Here is a 20221-nt window from a genome sequence, read left to right on the forward strand (position 1 = left end):
TTCGGATGACTCGGTAGTGCGACGCATTCATCCGGTCGGCAATCCGCCGGATGTGATGCACCGAATCAAAGGGCGGGCGAGGCGGCCTCGGGGACCGTCTCGATGCATCCGCTGAAGGTCTGCTCGGGGAGATGCGATATGTGCGGCAGAACGGAGTGATTGATGAGTTCATTGGCCACCGAGCGGGTCGACCAATGTGCATCCCCCTGTGATTCCCGGGACGACGTCGAGCCGTTCCCCCTCTCGCCCGCGCAGAGCGCGCTCTACTACGCGCAGCGACTGCGCCCGGACGTGCCGCTGATCATCGCGCAGTACGTCGAGCTCCGCGGGGAACTCGACCTCGGCAGGCTGCACTACGCCATCGAGCGGTGCGGCGCGGAGGCCGAGGTCGGCCGGGTCCGGCTGATCGAGGAGGACGGCGTCCCGTACCAGGTCGTCGACCCCGAGGTGGGGCCGGAGTGGCTCCGGCTCGACCTGCGCGGCGAGCCCGACCCGCGCGCCGCCGCCTTCCGCTGGATGACCGAGCACGCCGCCGCGCCGGTGGATATCGAGCGGGATCCGCTCTCCACCAACGCCGTGCTGCGGATCGGCGATGCCCACCACCTCTGGTACGTCCGCGCGCACCACATCCTGGTCGACGGCTACGGCGCGATGAACGTGCTGACCAGGGCGGCCGAGATCTACACCGCCGCGACCGACGGCACCGAGCCCACCGTCTCGCGCGCCGCGCCGCTGGCCGAGATCTACGAGAACCAGTCCCGCTACCGCGATTCCGCGCGCTTCCTCGCCGACCGCGAGCACTGGCGCGCGCAGCTGGCGGGCACGGGCGAGCCGGTGAGCCTGGACGGCAGCCCGCTCACCGAGGTGCCGGACGCACCGGGCAGGCACCTGACCACCGCCGTGCTCGACGAGGCCGCCGCCGCCGCGCTGGCCGCGGCGGGCACCGCGCACGACGCCAAGACCGCCGTGCTCTTCGTCGCGGCCGCCGCCTGCTACGCGCACGCCGTCACCGGCAGGGCCGACGTGCTGCTGAGCCTCCCGGTCTCCGGCCGCACCACGATGGCGCTGCGCCGCTCCGCAGGTGTGGTGTCGAACGTGGTGCCGCTGCGCATCGAGTTCACGCCGCTGACCACGCTCGCCGACGTCGTGAGGGCGACCGAGCTGCAGGTCACCGCGGCGCTGCGGCACCAGCTGTACCGGCACGACGACATCCGCAGGGACGGCGGCTACTCGCGGGCGTCGCGCGGCTTCTTCGGGCCGATGGTCAACATCATGCTGTTCAAGAACGAGCTGCGCCTCGGCGACATGCTCGGCTCCATGCACGTGCTGGCCACCGGGCCGGTCGAGGATCTGTCGATCAATGTCTACAACGGCATCGACGGCGAGATCCACCTGGACTTCGAGGCGAACCCGGCGCGCTACCGGGCCGCCGAGGTCACCGCCCAGCACACGCGCTTCCGCGACTTCCTGGGCCGCTTCCTCGCCGCGCGCCCGGAGACCGGCGCGGACGCGCTCTCCGCGCTCACCGCCGACGAACGGCACCGGGTGCTGTGCGGCTGGAACGACACCGCGATGCCGCTGCGGCCCGGCACGCTCGCCGAGCTCTTCGACGGCGCCGTGGCGGGCAGCCCCGCGGCGCCCGCGCTGGAGTTCGGCGACGAGCTGCTCAGCTACGCCGAGCTGGATCGCAGGGCGAACCGGCTGGCCCGCTTCCTGATCGCGCGCGGCGCAGGCCCGGAGCGCGTCGTCGCGCTGGCGATCCGGCGCAGCGTGGAGCTGGTCGTCGGCATGTACGCGGCGATGAAGGCGGGCGCGGCGTACCTGCCGCTCGACCCGGACCACCCGGCCGAGCGGCTGGCCGGCATCCTGGAGCAGGCCGAGCCGGTCGCGGTGCTCACCACCGAGCGCGACGAGGTGCCGCTGCCCGCCGGGGTCGCCCGCCTCGCGCTGGACACCATCGACCTCTCCGCCGAGTCCCCCGCGCCGGTCACCGACCGGGACCGCCGGTCGCCGCTGCGCCCGGAGAACCCGGCGTACCTGCTCTTCACCTCCGGCTCGACCGGCCGCCCCAAGGGCGTCACGGTGACGCACGCGGCCATCGTCAACCGGCTGCGCTGGATGCAGCACGAGTACCCGATGGACCACACCGACGCGGTGCTGCAGAAGACCCCGGCCACCTTCGATGTCTCGGTCTGGGAGTTCTTCTGGCCGCTGCAGGTGGGGGCGCGGCTGGTGATCGCCGCGCCGGACGGCCACCGCGACCCGGACTACCTGGCCAGGACGATCGCCGAGCGGTCGGTCACCACGGCGCACTTCGTCCCGTCCATGCTCTCGGTCTTCGTCACCGACACCGACGTGCGCGGCTGTGCCGGGCTGCGCCGGGTGTTCTGCAGCGGCGAGGCGCTGCCCGCCGCCACCGTGCGCGCCTTCCAGGCGGCGCTGCCGCGGGTGCGGCTGCACAACCTCTACGGCCCGACCGAGGCCGCGGTGGACGTCACCGCCTGGACCTGCCCGCCGAACCCGGCGAGCGTGCCGATCGGCTCGCCGGTCTGGAACACCCGCACCTACGTGCTCGACGCGCGGCTGCGGCCGGTGCCGCCCGGTGTCTCGGGGGAGCTGTACCTGGCCGGCGTGCAGCTGGCCCGCGGCTACCTCGGCCGCCCGCAGCTGACCGCCGACCGCTTCGTGGCCGACCCGTTCACCGCGGGGCAGCGGCTCTACCGCACCGGCGACCTGGCCCGCTGGCGCGCCGACGGCGCGCTGGAGTACCTGGGCCGCAGCGACTTCCAGGTGAAGATCCGCGGCCAGCGGATCGAGCTGGGCGAGATCGAGGCCGCGCTGCTGGCCGACGAGCGGGTGGCGCGCGCGGTCTGCGTGGCGCACTCGGGGCGGGTCGGCGCCGAGCTGGTCGGCTACGTGGTGGCCGCGCCGGGCGCGGCTCGTCCACTGGATCGGGATGCCGTGCTGGCCGGGGTGAGCGCCGTGCTGCCCGGCTACATGGTGCCCGCGCAGCTGGTCGAGCTGGACGAGCTGCCGCTCAGCGCCAACGGCAAGATCGACCGCAAGGCACTGCCGGCGCCCGCCGCCCCGGAGCGCCCCGCGGGCGGCACCCGGCCGCGCACCGAGGTCGAGCGCGCGGTGGCGAAGATCATCGCCGAGCTGCTCGAGCTGGACGACATCGCGGTCACCGAGAGCTTCTTCGCGCTCGGCGGCAACTCGCTCGTCGCCGCCCGCGCCATCGCCAGGATCAACGCGCTGCTCGGCACCGTGCTCACCATCCGCGACCTGTTCGAGGCCGACACCGTCGCCGCGCTGGCCGAGCGCTGCGGCGAGCACGCCGACGAGCGGACCGCGCCGGTGCTCGCCGCCGGCCCGCGCCCGGAGTACGTGCCGCTCTCCCCGGCCCAGCAGCGGCTGTGGATCCTGAACCGGATCGACGAGCAGGCCGCCGCCTACAACATGCCGCTCGCGCTCCGGATCGACGGCCCGCTCGACGTCACCGCGCTGCGCGCCGGCCTGCGCGACGTGCTGGAACGGCACGAGAGCCTGCGCACCACCTTCCCGGAGACCCCGGCGGGCCCGGCCCAGCGGGTGCACCCCGCCGCCGACATCCCGCTGACCCTCGACCCGGTGCCCGCCCCGGCCGCGCAGGTGCCCGCGCTGGTCGCGGAGTTCACCGGCTACGGCTTCGACCTGCGCGAGCAGGCCCCGATCCGGGTCGCGCTGTGGCGCACCGGGCCGGACACGCACATCTTCGTCGCGGTGCTGCACCACATCTGCGGCGACGGCTGGTCGCTGGCGCCGCTGACCCGCGATCTCACCGTCGCGGTCTCCGCGCGGGCCGCGGGCCGGGCGCCCGCCTGGACCCCGCTGCCGGTGCAGTACGCCGACTTCGCGCTCTGGCAGCGCGCCCTGCTCGGCGACGAATCCGACTCCGGCAGCGCGCTGAGCAGGCAGCTCACCCACTGGCGCGGCGCGCTGGACGGGCTGCCGGACCAGCTCGACCTCCCGCTCGACCGCCCGCGCCCCCGGCGCCGCGGCACCGAGGGCGGCCGGGTGCCGTTCACCGTCCGCACCGAGACCCGCGCCGCCGCGGCGGCACTCGCGGCCGAGCGCGGCGTCAGCATGTTCATGGTGCTGCACGCGGCGCTCGCCACCCTGCTCGCCCGGATCTGCGCCACCCGCGACATCGCCGTCGGCACCCCGATCGCGGGCCGCTCCGACCCGCAGCTGGACGAGCTGGTCGGCATGTTCGTCAACACCCTTGTCCTGCGCACGGCGGTCGACCCGGCGGCAGGCTTCGACCGGGTGCTCGACCACGCCCGCGACACCGACCTCAACGCCTTCGCCAATGCCGACGTCCCGTTCGAGCGGCTGGTCGAGCTGGTCAACCCGGAGCGCAGCACCGCGCGGCACCCGCTGTTCCAGGTGATGCTGGCCTACGACAACGGCCCCGAGCTCACCGTCCAGCTGCCCGGCGTGCGTACCGAGCGCATCGACCTCGACGCCGACGTGGCCAAGTTCGACCTCAGGCTGGAGGTGCACGACGGCGGCGAGAACGCCCCGCTCACCGGCGAATTCGGCTACGCCGCCGACGTTTTCGACCACGCGACGGTCGCGGCGGTGGCCCGCCGCTTCGTCGCCGTGCTGACCGCGGCGGTGGCCGACCCGGCCCGCCCGGTCGGCGACATCGACCTGCTCGACCTCAGGGAGACCGGCCGCTTCCTGCCGCTGGCCGGCGGCCCGGCCGAGCCGACGGTCACCCTCGCCGGGCTGTTCGGCGCGGTCGCCGAGCGCGCCCCGGAATCGATCGCGCTGCGCTACCGGGGCACCGGCCTGAGCTACGGCGAGCTGGAGGCGAGGGCCAACCGGCTGGCCCGGGTGCTGGCCGGCCACGGCGCGGGCCCGGAGATGGTGGTCGCGGTCGCGATCCCGCGCAGCCCGGAGGCGATCGTCGCGATCTGGGCGGTGGCCAAGACCGGCGCCGCCTACGTCCCGGTCGACCCGCGCTACCCGAGCGACCGGATCGAGCACATGCTCACCGACTCCGCGGCCGCGCTCGGGCTGACCGTCGCGCGCAGCGTCGACGGGCTGCCGCGCCGCATGCTCGCGGTGCAGGGCAGGCACCACAGGGCCGAGATGGAATGGCTGGTCCTCGACTCCGCGGAGCTGGACCGCGCCTGCGCCGCCTCCTCCCCGCTCCCGCTCACCGACGCCGAGCGGGAGCGCCCGCTGCGCGGCGCGCACCCCGCCTACCTCATCTACACCTCCGGCTCCACCGGCAAGCCCAAGGCCGTCGTGGTGACGCACGCCGGGATCGCCTCGCTCGCCGCCGAGCAGCGCTACCTCTTCGGCGTCACCGACCGCTCCCGCACGCTGCACTTCTCCTCGCCCAGCTTCGACGCCTCGGTGCTGGAGCTGCTGCTCGGCTTCGCCGCGGGCGCCACCATCGCGATCGCCCCCGACGACGTCTACGGCGGCGCCGAGCTGGCCAGGCTGCTGCGCGACGAGCGGGTCACGCACGCCTTCGTCACCCCGGCCGCGCTCGCCACCGTGCCCGCCGCCGAGCCCTTCACCGAGCTCGGCACCGTGATCGTCGGCGGCGAGGCGGTCTCCGCCGACCTGGTGCGCACCTGGGGCGCGCGCTACCGCATGCACAACATGTATGGCCCGTCCGAGGCCACCGTCGCCGCCACCGCCTCGGCGCCGATGGTGCCCGGCGCGCCGGTGCCGCTCGGCGCGCCGGTGCGCGGCATGCGGCTCTTCGTGCTGGACGGCAGGCTCCGCCCGGTGCCGCCCGGCACCCCCGGCGAGCTCTACCTCACCGGCCCCGGCGTCGCCCGCGGCTACCTGGGCAGGCACGGCCTCACCGCGGCCCGCTTCCCGGCCAACCCGTACGGCCGCCGCGGCGAGCGGATGTACCGCACCGGCGACCTCGTGGTCGCCGACCGCACCGGCGCGCTGCGCTTCCTCGGCCGCGCCGACGACCAGATCAAGATCCGCGGCTTCCGGGTCGAGCTCAGCGAGATCGACCACGCGCTGCGCGCCCAGCCCGGCGTCACCGCCGCGGTCACCGTTCCGCACACCGACTCCGCCGGGCACACCAGGCTCGCCGCCTACGTCACCGGCGCCGCGCACCTCACCCCCGCCGACGTGCTCTCCGGCGTGCGCGGCAGGCTGCCCGGCTACATGGTGCCCGCCTCGCTGCTCGTCCTGGACCGGATGCCGGTCACCGGCGCGGGCAAACTCGACCGGCGCGCGCTGCCGAACCCGGTCTTCGACGCCGCCGCAGGCTCCCGCGCCCCGCGCACCGAGACCGAGCGCCGGGTCGCCGCGCTCTTCGGCGAGGTGCTCGGGCAGCCGGTCACCGGCGCCGAGGACGGCTTCTTCGAGATCGGCGGCACCTCGCTGCTCGCCACCAGGCTGGTCGCCGCGCTGCACGACGAGTTCGGGGTCGAGCTGCCGGTGCGGGCGATCTTCGAGGCGCCGACCGTCGCCGACATCGCCGCCGCGCTCGCGGTCTCGCCGCGCAGCGAGCGGGTCCGGGTGACCGCGGGCCCGCGCCCGGAGCGGATCCCGCTCGCCCTGCCGCAGCAGCGGCTCTGGTTCCTGAACCGGCTCGACCCGGCGAACAGCGCCTACAACATCGCGGTGGAGCTGCGCATCACCGGCGAGCTCGACGTCGCCGCGCTGCGCTCCGCGCTCGGTGACCTGGTGGAGCGGCACGAGGTGCTGCGCACCGTCTTCCCGGAGGACGAGCACGGCCCGGTGCAGCGCATCCTGCCGACGGTCGCGGCCACCCCCGCGCTGCCGGTGCCTGCGAACGCGGTCGACGCCGAGCACGCCACCCAGGCGCTGACCGCGCTCGCGCAGCGCGGCTTCGACCTCGCCACCGAGCCGCCGCTGCGGGTCGCGCTGGTCCGCACCGCACCGGACGAGCACGTGCTCGCCGTCGTGCTGCACCACATCGCCGCCGACGGCGCCTCGCTCGCCCCGCTCACCCGCGATCTCGGCGCCGCCTACCTGGCCCGCGCGGCCGGGACCGCGCCGGACCGGGCACCGCTTCCGGTGCAGTACGCCGACTTCGGGCTGTGGCAGCGCGCGCGCTTCGGCGCCACCGGCGACCCGGCGTCCCCGGCCGCCGCCCAGCTCGCGCACTGGCGCGCCGCGCTGGCCGACCTGCCGGACGAGCTGCCGCTGCCCTACGACCGGCCGCGCCCGGCCGAGCCGACCCAGCGCGCGGGCACGGTGCGGATTCCGCTCCCCGCCGGGCTGCGCGCCGCGCTGGAGCGGCTGGCACGGGACCGCGGCGTCAGCCCGTTCATGGTGCTGCGCTCGGCGCTGGCGGTGCTGCTGCGCGGCCTCACCGGCGGCCGCGACGTCGTGATCGGCACCCCGGTCGCCGGCCGCTCCGCGCCGGAGCTGCACGACCTGGTCGGCATGTTCGTGAACACCGTCGTGCTGCGCTCCGACGTCGACCCGGACGCCGCCTTCACCGCGCTGCTCGCCGCCGACCTCGACTCCGAGCTGGCCGCGATGGAGCACGCCGACCTGCCCTTCGACCTCCTGGTCGCCGAGCTCGGCGCCGAGGTGCGCGGCACCGGGCGACACCCGCTCTTCCAGGTCGCGCTGACCGTGCAGGACGAGCCGCACCCCGACCTCGCGCTGCCCGGCCTCACCGTCACCGCGCGGGCGCTCGACATCGCCCGCGCCAAGTTCGACCTGGAGCTGCGCGCCCCGGCCGGGCTCGGCGACGAGCTCGAACTCGTCTACGCCGCCGAGCTCTTCGACGCAGGCACGGTCGAGACGGTCGGGCACCGGCTGCTCACCGTGCTCGCCGCGGTCGCCGCCGACCCGGAGCGCCCGGTGCACCGGATCGACCTGCGCACCGACTGGGAGCGGGCCGCGCTGAGCCCCGCGCGCGGCGGCCCGGCCGCGGCCCCGGTCACCCTGGCCGAGTACTTCGAGCGCACCGCGTACGAGCACCCGCACCGGATCGCGGTGCGGTCCGCGGGCAACGTCCTCGACTACTTCGAGCTCGCCGAGCGGGTGAACCGGCTGGCCCGCATGCTGCGCGCCCGCGGCATCGGCGCGGGCGACCGGGTCGCGCTCGGGCTCACCCGCTCGATCGACTCGGTGGCGGCCGCGCTCGCCGTCGTCACCGCGGGCGCGGCCTACGTGCCGCTCGACCCCGCCTACCCGGCGGACCGGCTGCGGCACATGCTCGCCGACTCCGGCTGCCGGGTCGGGCTCACCCGCTCCGCGCACGCGGCCGCACTGGCCGCCGCGGACGACGGCGGCACGAGCTGGCTGCTGCTCGACGACCCGGAGCTCGAGGCCGAGCTCGCCGCCCACTCCGCCCGCCCGCTCGCCGCCGCCGAGCGGGCCCGCCCGGCCCGCCCGGACGACCTCGCCTACGTCATCTACACGTCGGGCTCGACCGGCACCCCCAAGGGCGTCGCGGTCACGCACACCGGCCTGGCCGGGCTGGCGGCGGAGTTCGGCGCGCGCGCCGAGGTCACCCCGGACTCGCGCACGCTGCACTTCTCCACCCCCAGCTTCGACGCCGCCATGCTCGACCTGCTGCTCACCATCAACGCGGGCGCGGCCATGGTGCTCTGCCCGACCGACGTCTTCGGTGGCGACGAGCTCGGCGCGCTGCTCGCGGCGGAGCGGGTCACCCACCTGTTCCTCACCCCGGCCGCGCTGGCCACCGTCGACCACGAGCGCTGGCCGCTGCCGGAGCTGCGCTCGCTCCTGGTCGGCGGCGAGGCGGTCGGCGCCGAGCTGGTCGCCCGCTGGGCTCCGGGCAGGCGCATGTTCGACGTGTACGGCCCGACCGAGACCACCGTGGTGGCGACCATCTCGCGGCCGCTCACCGTCGGCGGCCCGATCGACATCGGCACCCCGGTCCGCGGAGCCCGCGCGCTGGTCCTCGACGACCGGCTGCGCCCGGTGCCGGTCGGCGTCCCCGGCGAGCTGTACCTGGGCGGCTACGGCGTCGCCCGCGGCTATCTCGACCGGCACGGCCTCACCGCGGCGCGCTTCGTCGCCGACCCGACCGAGCCGGGCGCGCGGCTCTACCGCACCGGCGACGTGGTGCGCTGGACCGCCGACGGCGCGCTGCGCTACCTGGGCCGCAGCGACCACCAGGTCAAGATGCGCGGCTTCCGGATCGAGCTCGGCGAGATCACCGGCGCGCTCAGCGCGCATCCATCGGTGCGGTTCGCGCACACCGAGGTGCGCCGGATCGCGGGCGCCGACCGGATCGCCGCCTTCGTGCACCCGGCCGACCCGGCCGCGGGCGTGGACGTGGAGTCGCTGCGCGCCCACGTCGCCCGCATCCTGCCGACGCACATGGTCCCCTCCGCGCTCACCGTGCTCGACGAGATCCCGCTGACCCCGGTCGGCAAGCTCGACATCGCGCGGCTGCCCGAGCCGCAGCCCCTGCCGGGCACCGGCAGCGGCCGTGCCGCCGAGACCTCGTCCGAGCGGGTGGTCGCCGCCACCATGGCCGAGCTGCTCGGAGTGCGGACGGTGCAGGCCGACGACGGCTTCTTCGACATCGGCGGCAACTCGCTGCTCGCCACCAGGCTGGTCGCCCGGCTGGCCGAGCAGACCGGGGTGCGGCTGGAGGTGCGCGCGGTCTTCGCCGAGCCGACGGTCGCCGCGCTCGCCGCCCGCATCGACCGCGCCGAGCCCGCCACCCGGGTGTCCCGCCCGGTCGCGGTGCGGCGCCCGGCGCACATCCCGCTCTCCGCCGCCCAGCGCAGGCTCTGGTTCCTCGACCGGTTCGAGGAGAGCGGCTCGCGCGGCGCCTACAACGTCCCGCTGGTGCTCCGGCTGCGCGGCACCCTCGACCTGGAGGCGCTCGCCTCCGCGCTGGTCACGGTGCAGGAGCGGCACGAGACGCTGCGCACGGTCTTCCCCGAGCACGAGGGCGAGCCGGTGCAGCGCATCCTCGACGCCGCCACGACCACGGTCCCGGTCGCCTTCGACTCGGTGCGGCCGTCCGAGGTCGTCGAGTCGATCTCCCGGTTCACCGCACCGGGTTTCGACCTCGCCACCGAGGTCCCGGTGCGGGCCGCGCTGCTGCACGTCGCCTCCGGCGGGCCGATCGACGACTACGCGCTCGCCGTCGTCGTGCACCACATCGCGGTGGACGGCTGGTCGCTCGGCCCGCTCGCCGCCGACATCGCGATCGCCTACCGGGCGGCCCGGCTCGACATCGCGCCGGAGTGGGAGCCGCTGCCGCTGCAGTACGCCGACTACACGCTGTGGCAGCGCGACGCGCTCGGCGCCGAGGACGACCCGGCCGCGCCCGCGCACCGCCAGCTCGGGTACTGGCGGGAGACCCTGGCCGAGCTGCCCGAACTGCTCGCGCTGCCGGCCGACCGGCCGCGCCCGCCGGTGCCGAGCCACCGCGGCGGCACCGCCGAGGTCACCGTCGACGCCTTCACCCACCGCGAGCTGAAGCGGATCGCCGACCGCGGCAACGTCAGCATGTTCATGCTGCTGCACGCCGCGCTCGCGGTGCTGCTGCACCGGATGTCCGGCACCGGCGACGTCGCCGTCGGCACCCCGCACGCCGGCCGCGGCGACCGCGAGCTGGACGGGCTGATCGGCATGTTCGTCAACACCCTCGTGCTGCGCACCGCGGTCGAGCCAGGGCTGCGCTTCGACGACCTGCTCGCCCGGGTCAGGGAGACCGACCTGGACGCCTTCGACCACGCCGACCTGCCGTTCGAGCGGCTGGTCGAGGTGCTCAACCCGGCCCGCTCGCGCTCGCACCACCCGCTCTTCCAGGTCATGCTCTCGGTGCGCACCGAGCCGGTCGGCCCGCTGGAGCTGCCCGGGCTGCAGATCGAGCCGCTCGACCTGGACGCGGGCATCGCCAAGTTCGACCTGCAGTTCACCCTCACCGAGCACGGCGGCGCCGACCCCGACGGCATCACCGTCGGCGTCAACTACGCCGCCGACCTGTTCGACCACAACAGCGCGCTCGGCCTCGGCGAGCGGCTGGTCCGGCTGCTCACCGCGGTCGCCGCCAACCCGGCGAGCGCCGTCGGCGACCTGGATCTGCTGCACCCGGCGGAGTGGTCCGGGCTGGCCCCGGTGCACGGCGCCGAGCCCGACCGCCCGCTCACCTTCCCCGAGGTCTTCGCCACCGCGGTCGCCGCCGAGCCGGACGCCATCGCGCTGCGCGCGGACGGCACCGACGTCACCTACGAGGCGCTCGACCGCTGGAGCAGCAGGCTGGCCCGGCTGCTCATCCGCCGCGGGGTCGGCCCGGAGACGCTGGTCGCGCTCGGCATCGCGCGCTCGGTGGAGTCGGTGGCGACGGTGCTCGCCGTGGTCAAGACCGGCGCCGCCTTCGTCCCGGTGGACCCGCGCTACCCGGCCGCCCGGATCGCGCACATGCTCGCCGACTCCGGCGTCGCGCTCGGCCTGACCCTGGCCGCGCACCGCGACACCCTGCCGAACACCGTCGACTGGCTGGTGCTCGACGACCCGGACACCAGGGCCGGGGTGCTGGCCTCGGAGGACAGCCCGCTGGCCGAGGCCGAGCGGCCGGCGCCGCTGCGGCTGGAGAACCCGGCCTACGTCATCTACACCTCGGGCTCCACCGGCACCCCGAAGGGCGTCGTGGTCACGCACGGCGGACTCTCCAACTTCGCCGCCGAGCTGGCCGAGCGCTTCGACGTCCGGCCCGGCTCCCGGGTGCTGCACTTCGCCACCCCGAGCTTCGACGCCGCCATGCTCGACCTGCTCTTCGCGCTCGGCGGCGGCGCCACCCTCGTCATATCGCCGCCGGAGGTGGTCGGCGGCGACGGGCTGCGCGAGGTGTTCGTCGGCGAGCGCATCACGCACGCCTTCATCACCACCGCCGCGCTCGGCACCGTCGACCCCGGCGGGGTGGTCGACCTGGCGCACATCCTGGTCGGCGGCGAGGCGCTGCCGCCGGACCTGGTGAACCGCTGGGCGCCGGGGCGCAACCTCTACAACGTCTACGGCCCGACCGAGACCACCATCGTCACCGTGATCTCGCCGCCGATGGCGCCGGGCGCGCCGATCACCATCGGCGGCCCGATCCGCGGCGTCGCGGCCACCGTCCTCGACGCGCGGCTGCACCCGGCCCCGGTCGGTGTCACCGGCGAGCTGCAGCTGGCGGGCACCGCGCTGGCCCGCGGCTACCTGAACCGCCCCGGCCTCACCGCGCAGCGCTTCGTCGCCAACCCGTACGGCAAGCCCGGCGAGCGCATGTACCGCACCGGCGACCTGGTGCGCTGGCGCGACACCGGGGCCCCCGAGCTGCCCGGCCGCCGCTCGGCCAGGGAGATCGAGTACGTCGGCCGCTCCGACCACCAGGTCAAGATCCGCGGCTTCCGGATCGAGCTCGGCGAGATCGACGCCGCGCTGGCGAGCCAGGGCGAGGTCGAGTACTCGCTCACCATCGGGCACCGAACCGAGGCGGGCGCCACCGCGCTGGTCTCCTACGTCAAGCCGCGCGCGGGCACCGCGCCGACCGCGGCCCGGCTCACCGCGCACGTGGCGGCCAGGGTGCCGAACTACATGGTGCCGCAGGCGATCATGCTGCTCGACGAGCTGCCGCTGACCCCCGTCGGCAAGCTGGACCGGGCCAGGCTGCCGGAACCGGTCTTCGCCGGCGCGCACGGCTACCGGGCGCCGCTCGGCCCGCTGGAGACGGCGATCGCCGCCGCCTTCGCCGAGGTGCTCGGCATTCAGCGGGTCGGCGCCGACGACGGCTTCTTCGAGCTCGGCGGCAACTCGCTGCTCGCCACCCGGGTGGTCGGGCTGCTCCGCGAGGCCGGGATCGAGGTGGCGGTGCAGCAGATGTTCGGCGCGGCAACCCCGGCGGCGATCGCGGCGAGCCTCTCCGGCGGCGCGAGCATCGACCCGCTGGCCCCGGTGCTGCCGATCCGGACCACCGGCGACGCCGCCCCGCTGTTCTGCGTGCACCCCGCGATCGGGCTCTCCTGGTGCTACTCCGGGCTGCTCGCGCACCTGGACACCGACCGGCCGGTGTACGGGCTGCAGGCGCCGCACGTCACCGGCGACGAGCCGTTCGGCAGCATCTCCGAGGCCGCGAACCGCTACATCGAGCACATCCGCTCGGTGCAGCCGCACGGCCCCTACCACCTGCTCGGCTGGTCGCTCGGCGGGCTCATCGCGCACGCCGTCGCGACCAGGCTGCAACAGCAGGGCGACGAGGTCGCGCTGCTCGGGCTGCTGGACAGCTACCGGCTCTCCGACGACCTGCTCGAGCTCGCCATGCCGAGCGTGGCGGAGATCGTCGCCGAGTTCGGCGGCATCGCCGCCGACGACCTGGACCCGGAGCTCGACCTGGCCGGGGCCGCCGCGCTGCTGCGCGAGGAGAACGGGCCGTTCGCGGCGCTCACCGGTGCGCACCTGGAACGGCTGTACGAGGGGTACCGCGCGGGAACCGTGCTGGCGCACGGTTTCCGGCCGCGGGTCTTCGACGGTGACCTGCTCTTCTTCACCGCCGCCGAGGACGAGATCAACCGCGCCGACCCGAACCGGTCCGCGGCGGCCTGGCGGCCGTACGCGACCGGTGCCATCCACGATCACGCGCTGCCGTGCAGGCACGCGGACATGACCACACCCGAAGCGCTCGCCGTGATCGGCCCGGTACTGCGGTCCCGGCTCGGCGGCGGCGGGGGGACAGGAGAAACGATGAGTGCCCGAGCAGAGGTGCGCAGGTGAGCCTCGCCGTCGAAGTCAGCGACCTGAGCATGAGCTACGGCAAGATCCGCGTGCTCGACGGGATCGATCTGGAGATCCCGGCCGGCACCGTGATGGGGCTGCTCGGCCCCAACGGCGCGGGCAAGACCACCACCGTCCGGATCGTCACCACCCTGCTCCGCCCCTCCGCGGGCACCGTGCGGGTGGCCGGGGTGGACGTGCTCGGCGACCCCGCCGGGGCGCGCAGGCTGATCGGGCTCTCCGGCCAGTACGCCGCGGTCGACGCCAACCTCACCGGCTTCGAGAACCTGCGCATGGTGGCCAGGCTCTACGGCATGTCCGGCAAGCGCGCCACCGCGCGCGCCGAGGAGCTGCTCGGCGCCTTCGGCCTGGAGCACGCCGCCGCGCGCCGGGCTGGCACCTACTCCGGCGGCATGGCCCGCCGCCTCGACCTGGCGGGGGCGCTGGTCGCGCGGCCGCCGGTGGTGGTGCTCGACGAGCCGACCACCGGTCTCGACCCGCGCGGCAGGCTCGACATGTGGCAGGTGATCGGCGACCTGGTCGACGACGGCACCACCGTGCTGCTCACCACCCAGTACCTGGAGGAGGCCGACCAGCTGGCCGACCGGATCACCGTGATCGACCGCGGCCGGGTGATCGCGCGCGGCTCCGCCGACGAGCTCAAGACCTCCATCGGCGGCGACCGGCTCACCGTCACGCTGGCCGCGGGCCAGGCCACCGCGCTGGCCAAGTCCGTGCTCGCGCAGATCGGGCTCGGCGAGCCGAACCACGAATCCGGCACCGACCAGGTGTCGATCGTGGTGGGGGAGGGCTCGCGCACCATGGTCGAGGCGCTGCGCAGGCTCGACGACGCCGGCGTCTGCGTGGTCGACGCCGAGGTCAACCGCCCCAGCCTGGACGACGTCTTCCTCTCCCTGACCGGCACCGCACCCGCCGCGGACGCCGCCCCCGCGCCCGAAACCGACGATGTTCCCGAGGAGATCCTGTCGTGACCAGCAGTGCCCAGGTCCTGGAGAAGCGGGGCAGGCACGCCCGCCCGGAGCAGGCGTCCACGCAGACCGCCGAGCCCGAACCCCGCGGCCGGATCTTCCGGGACAGCGCGATCGTCGCCTACCGCAACCTGCTCACCATCCTGCGGGTGCCGACGCTGCTGGTGACCGCGACCATCCAGCCGCTCATGTTCGTCTTCGTCTTCGCCTACATCTTCGGTGCCTCGCTCGGCGGCGACCAGTACCGCGAGTTCCTGCTGGCGGGCATCTTCACCCAGACCGTCGCCTTCAACGCCGCCTTCACCACCGTCGGGCTCGCGGGCGACCTGCAGAAGGGCATCATCGACCGGATGCGGGCGCTGCCCATGTCCCGGCTCGCGGTGCTCATGGGCCGCACCCTCTCCGACCTCGTCGTGAACGTGCTGAGCCTGTTCGTCATGGTGGTCTGCGGGCTGATCGTCGGCTGGCGGATCAACGGCTCGATCGGCGACGCGCTGCTCGCCTTCGGCGTGATCCTGCTCTTCGCCTTCGCCATGTCCTGGGTCGGCGCGCTCACCGGGCTGCTCTCGCCGACCGTCGAGGTGGCGCAGAGTGCCGGGCTGATCTGGCTCTTCCCGCTGACCTTCATCTCCTCGGCGTTCATCTCCGGCGAGACGCTGCCCGGCCCGCTGAAGAACATCGCCGAGTGGAACCCGATCACCGCCGTGTCCACGGCGGGGCGGCAGCTCTTCGGCAACAGCTCGCCGCCGACCTTCATTCCGGCCACCGGCTGGGTCGCCGACAACGCGGTGCTCTACTCCATCGGCTGCTCGCTCGCCATCCTCGCGGTCGCCATGCCGCTGGCGCTGCTGCGCTACCGCAAGGTCGCGAGCCGCTAGAGCGCCTCCGCGACCTCGAGGAACGGCGCGATCTCGGCATCGAAGCCGACCTCGCCGCGCAGGTAGTCGACGCTGATCCCGGTCAGCTCGACCGCGAGCTGCGTCGGCGCGGTGAAGTCGTCGAACAGCCGGTGGTAGTCGTCCATCAGCTCGCTGCAGCGGGTGACGGCGCGCAAGTAGAAGGAGAGAGCGACCGGCGCGTCCACCGCGCGCAGCATGTCGTCCACCTGCTCCAGCCGCTCGCTGCCCACGTTGTGGATCAGCTGCGCGAAGCCGCCGTTCTTCACCTGGTAGTCGAAGTGCGCCGCCAGCACGGTGAGGTAGGCCAGGTCACGCCGCGGCTCGTCGAGTTCGTCGGCATTCTCCAGCAGCTCCGCCGCCCGCAGCCCCAGCTGCTGGAGCCGCTCATTGTACACGCTCACGATCGCCGAGCCTAGGGGACGACGAAGGCCCCCACCCGTCACGGGTGGGGGCCTTCGTCGTGGTGCCGGTCAGCCCCGGCGGCGCGTCTTCAGCAGCTCCAGCCGCTCCTTGAGCAGCTCCTCGAGCTCGTCCTTGGAGCGCCGCTCCAGCAGCATGTCCCAGTGCGTGCGCGGCGGCTTGACCTTCTTGGCCTCCTGCGCGGTGCCCTCGAGGAGCACCCCCTCCTGGCCGTTGCGGCACAGCCAGGTGGGCGGGATCTCGGCGTCGTCGGCGAACGGGACGTCGAATTCCTCGTTGTTGTCGGTCCGGTAGCGGGCAATCCGGCGCGGCGCCAGGTCGTGGTCGCGATCGGTCTCGTAACTCACCGCTCCGAGCCTGCTGCCCCGGAGTACGCGATCTGCCATGTGTGCCTCTCCCTGTCGAGTCCCAGTCGTGTCGAACGTGGCCGGTGCCGCACGGTACAACGCTCGGTGACGAGCCGGTGTTCCCGGGGCAACCGGCTAACCCCTCCATGATAGTGCCTCGCCAGGTGTGCCGGGCCCGGCCGGTGCCCGTGGCACGCGCCGCGGCCGGGAGTTCTCGCCGGGGCCGCCGTACGGCTAGTGTTCTGCCCCATGCGCCGCTTGCTGTCCTGCCTGTGGTGCGGGCGGGAGATCGTCGAGTCGGAGGCCGGACGCAGGCGCCGGTACTGCCGTCAGTCGTGCCGTCAGCGCGCCTACGAACACCGGAACAGCCTCAAGGGCACCGGCATCCCGTCCGACTCCGTCGTGCTCAGCGCCCAGGAGGCGGCGGCCCTCGCGGATCGCTGGTTCGCCGCCCGCTGCGCCGCCGAGGACGTCGCGATCGCGGTCGACGAGGGCGCGGGCGCGGTCGAATTGGCCGCGCTCAGTGCGAAACTCGTGTCGCTGGCCCGCGACGCCGAGCGGCTGCGCTGAGCACGAGCGCCACCCCGAGCGCCGTACCGGCGAGCAGCGCCGCGCCCGCGAGCAGCACCGGGGCGTCGGGCGCGGCGGGCGGCACCCCGCGCAGCGCCTGCCACAGCGTCAGCGCGAGCAGCCCGGTCCAGCCGGCCGCGAGCACCCCCACCAGCCGGGCGCGGGTGCGCTCGGCGCGCAGCGCGGGGCAGCGGCGCGCGGCGAACCCGAGTGCGACGGCCGCGAGCAGCAGCACCTGGATGCCGTGCAGCCCGACGAAGTGCGGCACCCGCAGGTCGCCGCCGGTCGTGCTCCAGTGCGTCACCGGCAGCCCGGCCGGGTCGTCGCGCACGCCGCGGTCGCCGACGGTGTGGCTGCCGACCAGCTCGACGGCGCCGCCGCTCGCGGTCTCCGCCGTCCGCGCGCCGGTGAACCCCATGAGGTAGCCGAGCGCCATCCCGGCCACGGCAAGCACCAGCCCCGCCCTGATCGCCAGCGTGACCGGCCGATCGGCCACCCGCTGCCACAGCACGACCACCGCGATCACCAGGTTCGCCGCGAACAGCCCGGGCACGCCGGAGGCGAAGATCAACTGCCCGACGGTGTTCACCGCGTCGGATTCGGTGTTGAAGTGGCTGAACGTCCCGCGCGCGGCCTGCACCACGACGAATCCGACGTCCACCACGGTGGTCACCGCGAAGATCGTGCCCATCCACCTGGTCACCCGGGAGCCGCGGTGCGGCAGGCTCAGCAGCCAGGCCAGCGTGGCGGTATAGAGGACGAAGGCCGCGGCGAACTTCGCCGGCTTGGCCCAGGCGGGCTCGCCGGCGATCAACCGGTCGTCGAGTACCAGCCCGGCCAGCGACCAGAGCAGCAGCGCGGCCATCAGCCCGCAGGCGACGAGCAGCGGCCGGTGCGGGCGCCGCGGCCCCGATTCGACCGGGAGCGCGGATCTTTCGTCGAGCTGCGTCATGCGTCGACGGTAGGAACGCGGGACGCTCGGCGACCTCCCGCTCGCGGGTGATCCCGGTGTCGTACCCCGGTAGGGGTCAGCCCGCGGGGCGGTGCGCGTCCACGCCGCGCGCGGCCAGCCAGGGCAGCGGATCCAGCTTGGCGCCGTCCCCGGCGTGCACCTCGTAGTGCAGGTGCGGGCCGGTGGAGAAGCCGCGGTTGCCGACGGTGGCGATGACGTCGCCCGCCCGCACCTGCTGCCCGACGGCGGCCAGGATGTCCTGCACGTGGCCGTAGACGCCGACGGTCCCGTCGTCCTGCTGCACCCGGACCCACAGCCCGAAGCCCGCGGCAGGCCCCGCCTCCAGCACGGTGCCGTCGGTGACCGCCGCGATCGGCGCGCCGATCGGATCGCCGAAGTCGAGCCCGGCGTGCAGCGCGCCCCAGCGCGTACCGAAGAGCGAGGTGAGGCTGCCCGCCACCGGGCGGACGGTGCGCGGCCGGGCCGCCTCGACGGCGAAGCGGTGCTGCTCCTCGACAACGGCGGCGGGCACGGTCTGCGGCCGCTGCGCCTCCCACGGGGTCACCGCGGCGGCGAGCGCGGGGCGGGCGGCGGTGGCGGGGGCCGGATCGTGTCCGGCCACCGCGAGCGTGGCGAGCGCGGCGCTCACGGCGGCGGTGGCGACGGCCGCCCGGGTCACGGTGCGGCGCGTGGGTAACGAGGAGGTTACGGGCATGGCGTCGAACGTACGACAGCGCAAACCCGGAGCCGCAATTCTGTGGCTACCTTCACCGCCGGTGAAATCGCAGGTAGAAAACCTGCACCCGATCTTGGTCGGCCACAGCGCTCCCGCTCGTCACGGCATTCGGCGAGCCCGTTCCGGTTGACGGAACCGGTCGCGGGCGCGCACACTGGATTAGTGCCGACTAATGGAGTGCGCGCCATGGTCGCGCTCGCCGACCCGACCAGGCGGGCCATCTTCGAAGCGCTGCCCGCCGCGCCGCGCTCGGTCGGCGAGCTGGCCGAGCGGGTCGGCGTCACCAGCTCGGCGGTCTCCCAGCACCTGCGCGTGCTGCGCGAGGCCAGGCTGGTGCGGATGCGGCCGGACGGCAACCGCCGCCTCTACCACCTCGATCCGCGCGGCCTCGCCGATGTCAGGGACTACGTGGAGCGGTACTGGCCGAGCGCGCTCGCCGCCTACGCGGCCGCCATCGACGAGGCGTGGAGCAGCGAGCCCTGACGCTCGGCCGACCCGGCGGTACGCGCCGGCCTGGTCGCGGGATCACGGAACGGGAAACTCCGGGCAAATCAGCGCGATCGCCTGCGACAACGGGCATAACATCACGCCATGACGACAACGGAAGCGGTCGGCGGCCCGGTCCGAGCTCTCGCGCGCGCCGCCTGGCAAACGATCCTCGTCACCGGAATCCTCTCGGTGATCCTCGGTGTGCTCATCCTGGTCTGGCCGCGCGCCACCCTCGCCGTCGCCGGGGTGCTCTTCGGCATCTACCTGGTGGTCAGCGGGGTACTCCAGCTGCTCGCGGCCTTCGGGGCGCCCGCGAGCACCGGGCTGCGGGTACTCGCCTTCATCAGCGGCGTGCTCTCGATCGTGCTCGGCATCTTCTGCTTCCGCGACGAGATCGCCTCGCTGCTCCTGCTCGGCATCTTCATCGGCATCGGCTGGCTGTTCCGCGGGATCGGCGCGGTCATGGCAGCCATCTCCGAGCCGAACCTGCCCGGCCGCGGCGTCCAGGGCTTCTTCGGCGTGGTCACCGCGATCGCCGGCGTGGTGCTCGTGGTCTGGCCGGTCAGCTCGGTGGCGACGCTCGCCTGGGTGGCAGGCATCTGGCTGGTGGTGATCGGCATCATGGAGATCGCGACCGCCTTCGGCGTCAAGCGCGACAGCGAGCGGAGCGGCGCGCTGCACGACGCTCTGTAGTAGATACGTGCATGTCGTCTACAGCGTGCTCGTCGTGGCGCACCTGCTCGGGATGGCCGCTGTGGTCGGCGGCTGGGTGGCGCGCCGTCCCGAGGTCGGCGCGGTCATGCTCTGGGGCGCCCGCGCCCAGCTGATCTCCGGGATCGCCCTGGTCGGGCTCGCCGAGTCGATCGACTCGCTCGGCAAGGACCCGAACCTGGCCAAGACCGGGGTGAAGCTGGCGATCGCCGTCGCGGTCGCCGGGTTCGCCGAGGCCGGCCACGGCGACGCCGCGCGGGGCAGGCCCGTCGGCAGGCTCTCCGACGCCGCGGGCGGCCTCGCCGTCGTGAACGTCGTCGTCGCCACGCTCTGGACCTGAGCCGGACGCCGCTCCCGCCCTG

General features: G+C 74.4%; 11 protein-coding genes. 7 read left to right on the forward strand and 4 right to left on the reverse strand.

The features are described 5' to 3' along the window. Positions 1 to 162: 162 nt before the first annotated feature. From ACFUJ1_RS31735 to ACFUJ1_RS31745, 3 genes are all read left to right on the forward strand, one after another. Positions 163 to 13746: an amino acid adenylation domain-containing protein gene (locus ACFUJ1_RS31735; protein ID WP_378650997.1), complete on the forward strand. Its 13584-nt coding sequence runs from the start codon at positions 163 to 165 to the stop codon at positions 13744 to 13746. After that, positions 13743 to 14738: an ATP-binding cassette domain-containing protein gene (locus tag ACFUJ1_RS31740; RefSeq protein ID WP_378650998.1), complete on the forward strand. Its 996-nt coding sequence runs from the start codon at positions 13743 to 13745 to the stop codon at positions 14736 to 14738. The genes ACFUJ1_RS31735 and ACFUJ1_RS31740 overlap by 4 nt, the downstream gene beginning before the upstream one ends. Before the next feature lie 92 nt (positions 14739 to 14830). Then, positions 14831 to 15613, forward strand: coding sequence for an ABC transporter permease (locus tag ACFUJ1_RS31745; RefSeq protein ID WP_233020888.1), 783 nt, complete (start codon positions 14831 to 14833; stop codon positions 15611 to 15613). On the opposite strand, the gene ACFUJ1_RS31750 is transcribed toward ACFUJ1_RS31745, so the two are convergent. Beyond that, positions 15610 to 16035, reverse strand: coding sequence for a hypothetical protein (locus tag ACFUJ1_RS31750; protein ID WP_378650999.1), 426 nt, complete (start codon positions 16033 to 16035; stop codon positions 15610 to 15612). The two genes, ACFUJ1_RS31745 and ACFUJ1_RS31750, sit on opposite strands and share 4 nt — an antisense overlap. Positions 16036 to 16104: 69 nt before the next feature. Then, the gene (locus tag ACFUJ1_RS31755; RefSeq protein WP_067659014.1) at positions 16105 to 16440 is read right to left on the reverse strand and encodes an RNA polymerase-binding protein RbpA; all 336 of its coding nucleotides are present in this window, start codon (positions 16438 to 16440) and stop codon (positions 16105 to 16107) included. Positions 16441 to 16650: 210 nt separating this feature from the next. Between ACFUJ1_RS31755 and ACFUJ1_RS31760 the strand changes: the two genes are divergently transcribed. Further along, positions 16651 to 16971: a hypothetical protein gene (locus tag ACFUJ1_RS31760; protein WP_378651000.1), complete on the forward strand. Its 321-nt coding sequence runs from the start codon at positions 16651 to 16653 to the stop codon at positions 16969 to 16971. On the opposite strand, the gene ACFUJ1_RS31765 is transcribed toward ACFUJ1_RS31760, so the two are convergent. Together ACFUJ1_RS31765 and ACFUJ1_RS31770 are read right to left on the reverse strand one after the other, a co-directional pair. Next, the gene (locus ACFUJ1_RS31765) at positions 16922 to 17923 is read right to left on the reverse strand and encodes a hypothetical protein (protein ID WP_378651001.1); all 1002 of its coding nucleotides are present in this window, start codon (positions 17921 to 17923) and stop codon (positions 16922 to 16924) included. The genes ACFUJ1_RS31760 and ACFUJ1_RS31765 overlap by 50 nt on opposite strands. A 76-nt stretch (positions 17924 to 17999) precedes the next feature. After that, on the reverse strand, positions 18000 to 18638 hold the full coding sequence (locus tag ACFUJ1_RS31770; protein WP_378651002.1) for a M23 family metallopeptidase: 639 nt from the start codon (positions 18636 to 18638) through the stop codon (positions 18000 to 18002). Positions 18639 to 18845: 207 nt separating this feature from the next. Between ACFUJ1_RS31770 and ACFUJ1_RS31775 the strand changes: the two genes are divergently transcribed. The 3 genes from ACFUJ1_RS31775 to ACFUJ1_RS31785 all read left to right on the forward strand — a co-directional run bounded on the left by ACFUJ1_RS31775 (position 18846) and on the right by ACFUJ1_RS31785 (position 20199). After that, the gene (locus ACFUJ1_RS31775; RefSeq protein ID WP_378651009.1) at positions 18846 to 19142 is read left to right on the forward strand and encodes an ArsR/SmtB family transcription factor; all 297 of its coding nucleotides are present in this window, start codon (positions 18846 to 18848) and stop codon (positions 19140 to 19142) included. A gap of 108 nt (positions 19143 to 19250) precedes the next feature. Next, positions 19251 to 19841, forward strand: coding sequence for an HdeD family acid-resistance protein (locus tag ACFUJ1_RS31780; protein WP_378651003.1), 591 nt, complete (start codon positions 19251 to 19253; stop codon positions 19839 to 19841). A 7-nt stretch (positions 19842 to 19848) separates the two neighbouring features. Beyond that, positions 19849 to 20199 (forward strand): hypothetical protein, encoded by a 351-nt coding sequence (locus tag ACFUJ1_RS31785; RefSeq protein WP_378651004.1) that lies wholly within the window; start codon positions 19849 to 19851, stop codon positions 20197 to 20199. Positions 20200 to 20221 lie beyond the last annotated feature (22 nt).

Source organism: Nocardia sp. NPDC057227 (assembly GCF_042669725.1).
In the GTDB taxonomy this organism is placed as follows: domain Bacteria; phylum Actinomycetota; class Actinomycetes; order Mycobacteriales; family Mycobacteriaceae; genus Nocardia; species Nocardia asteroides_A.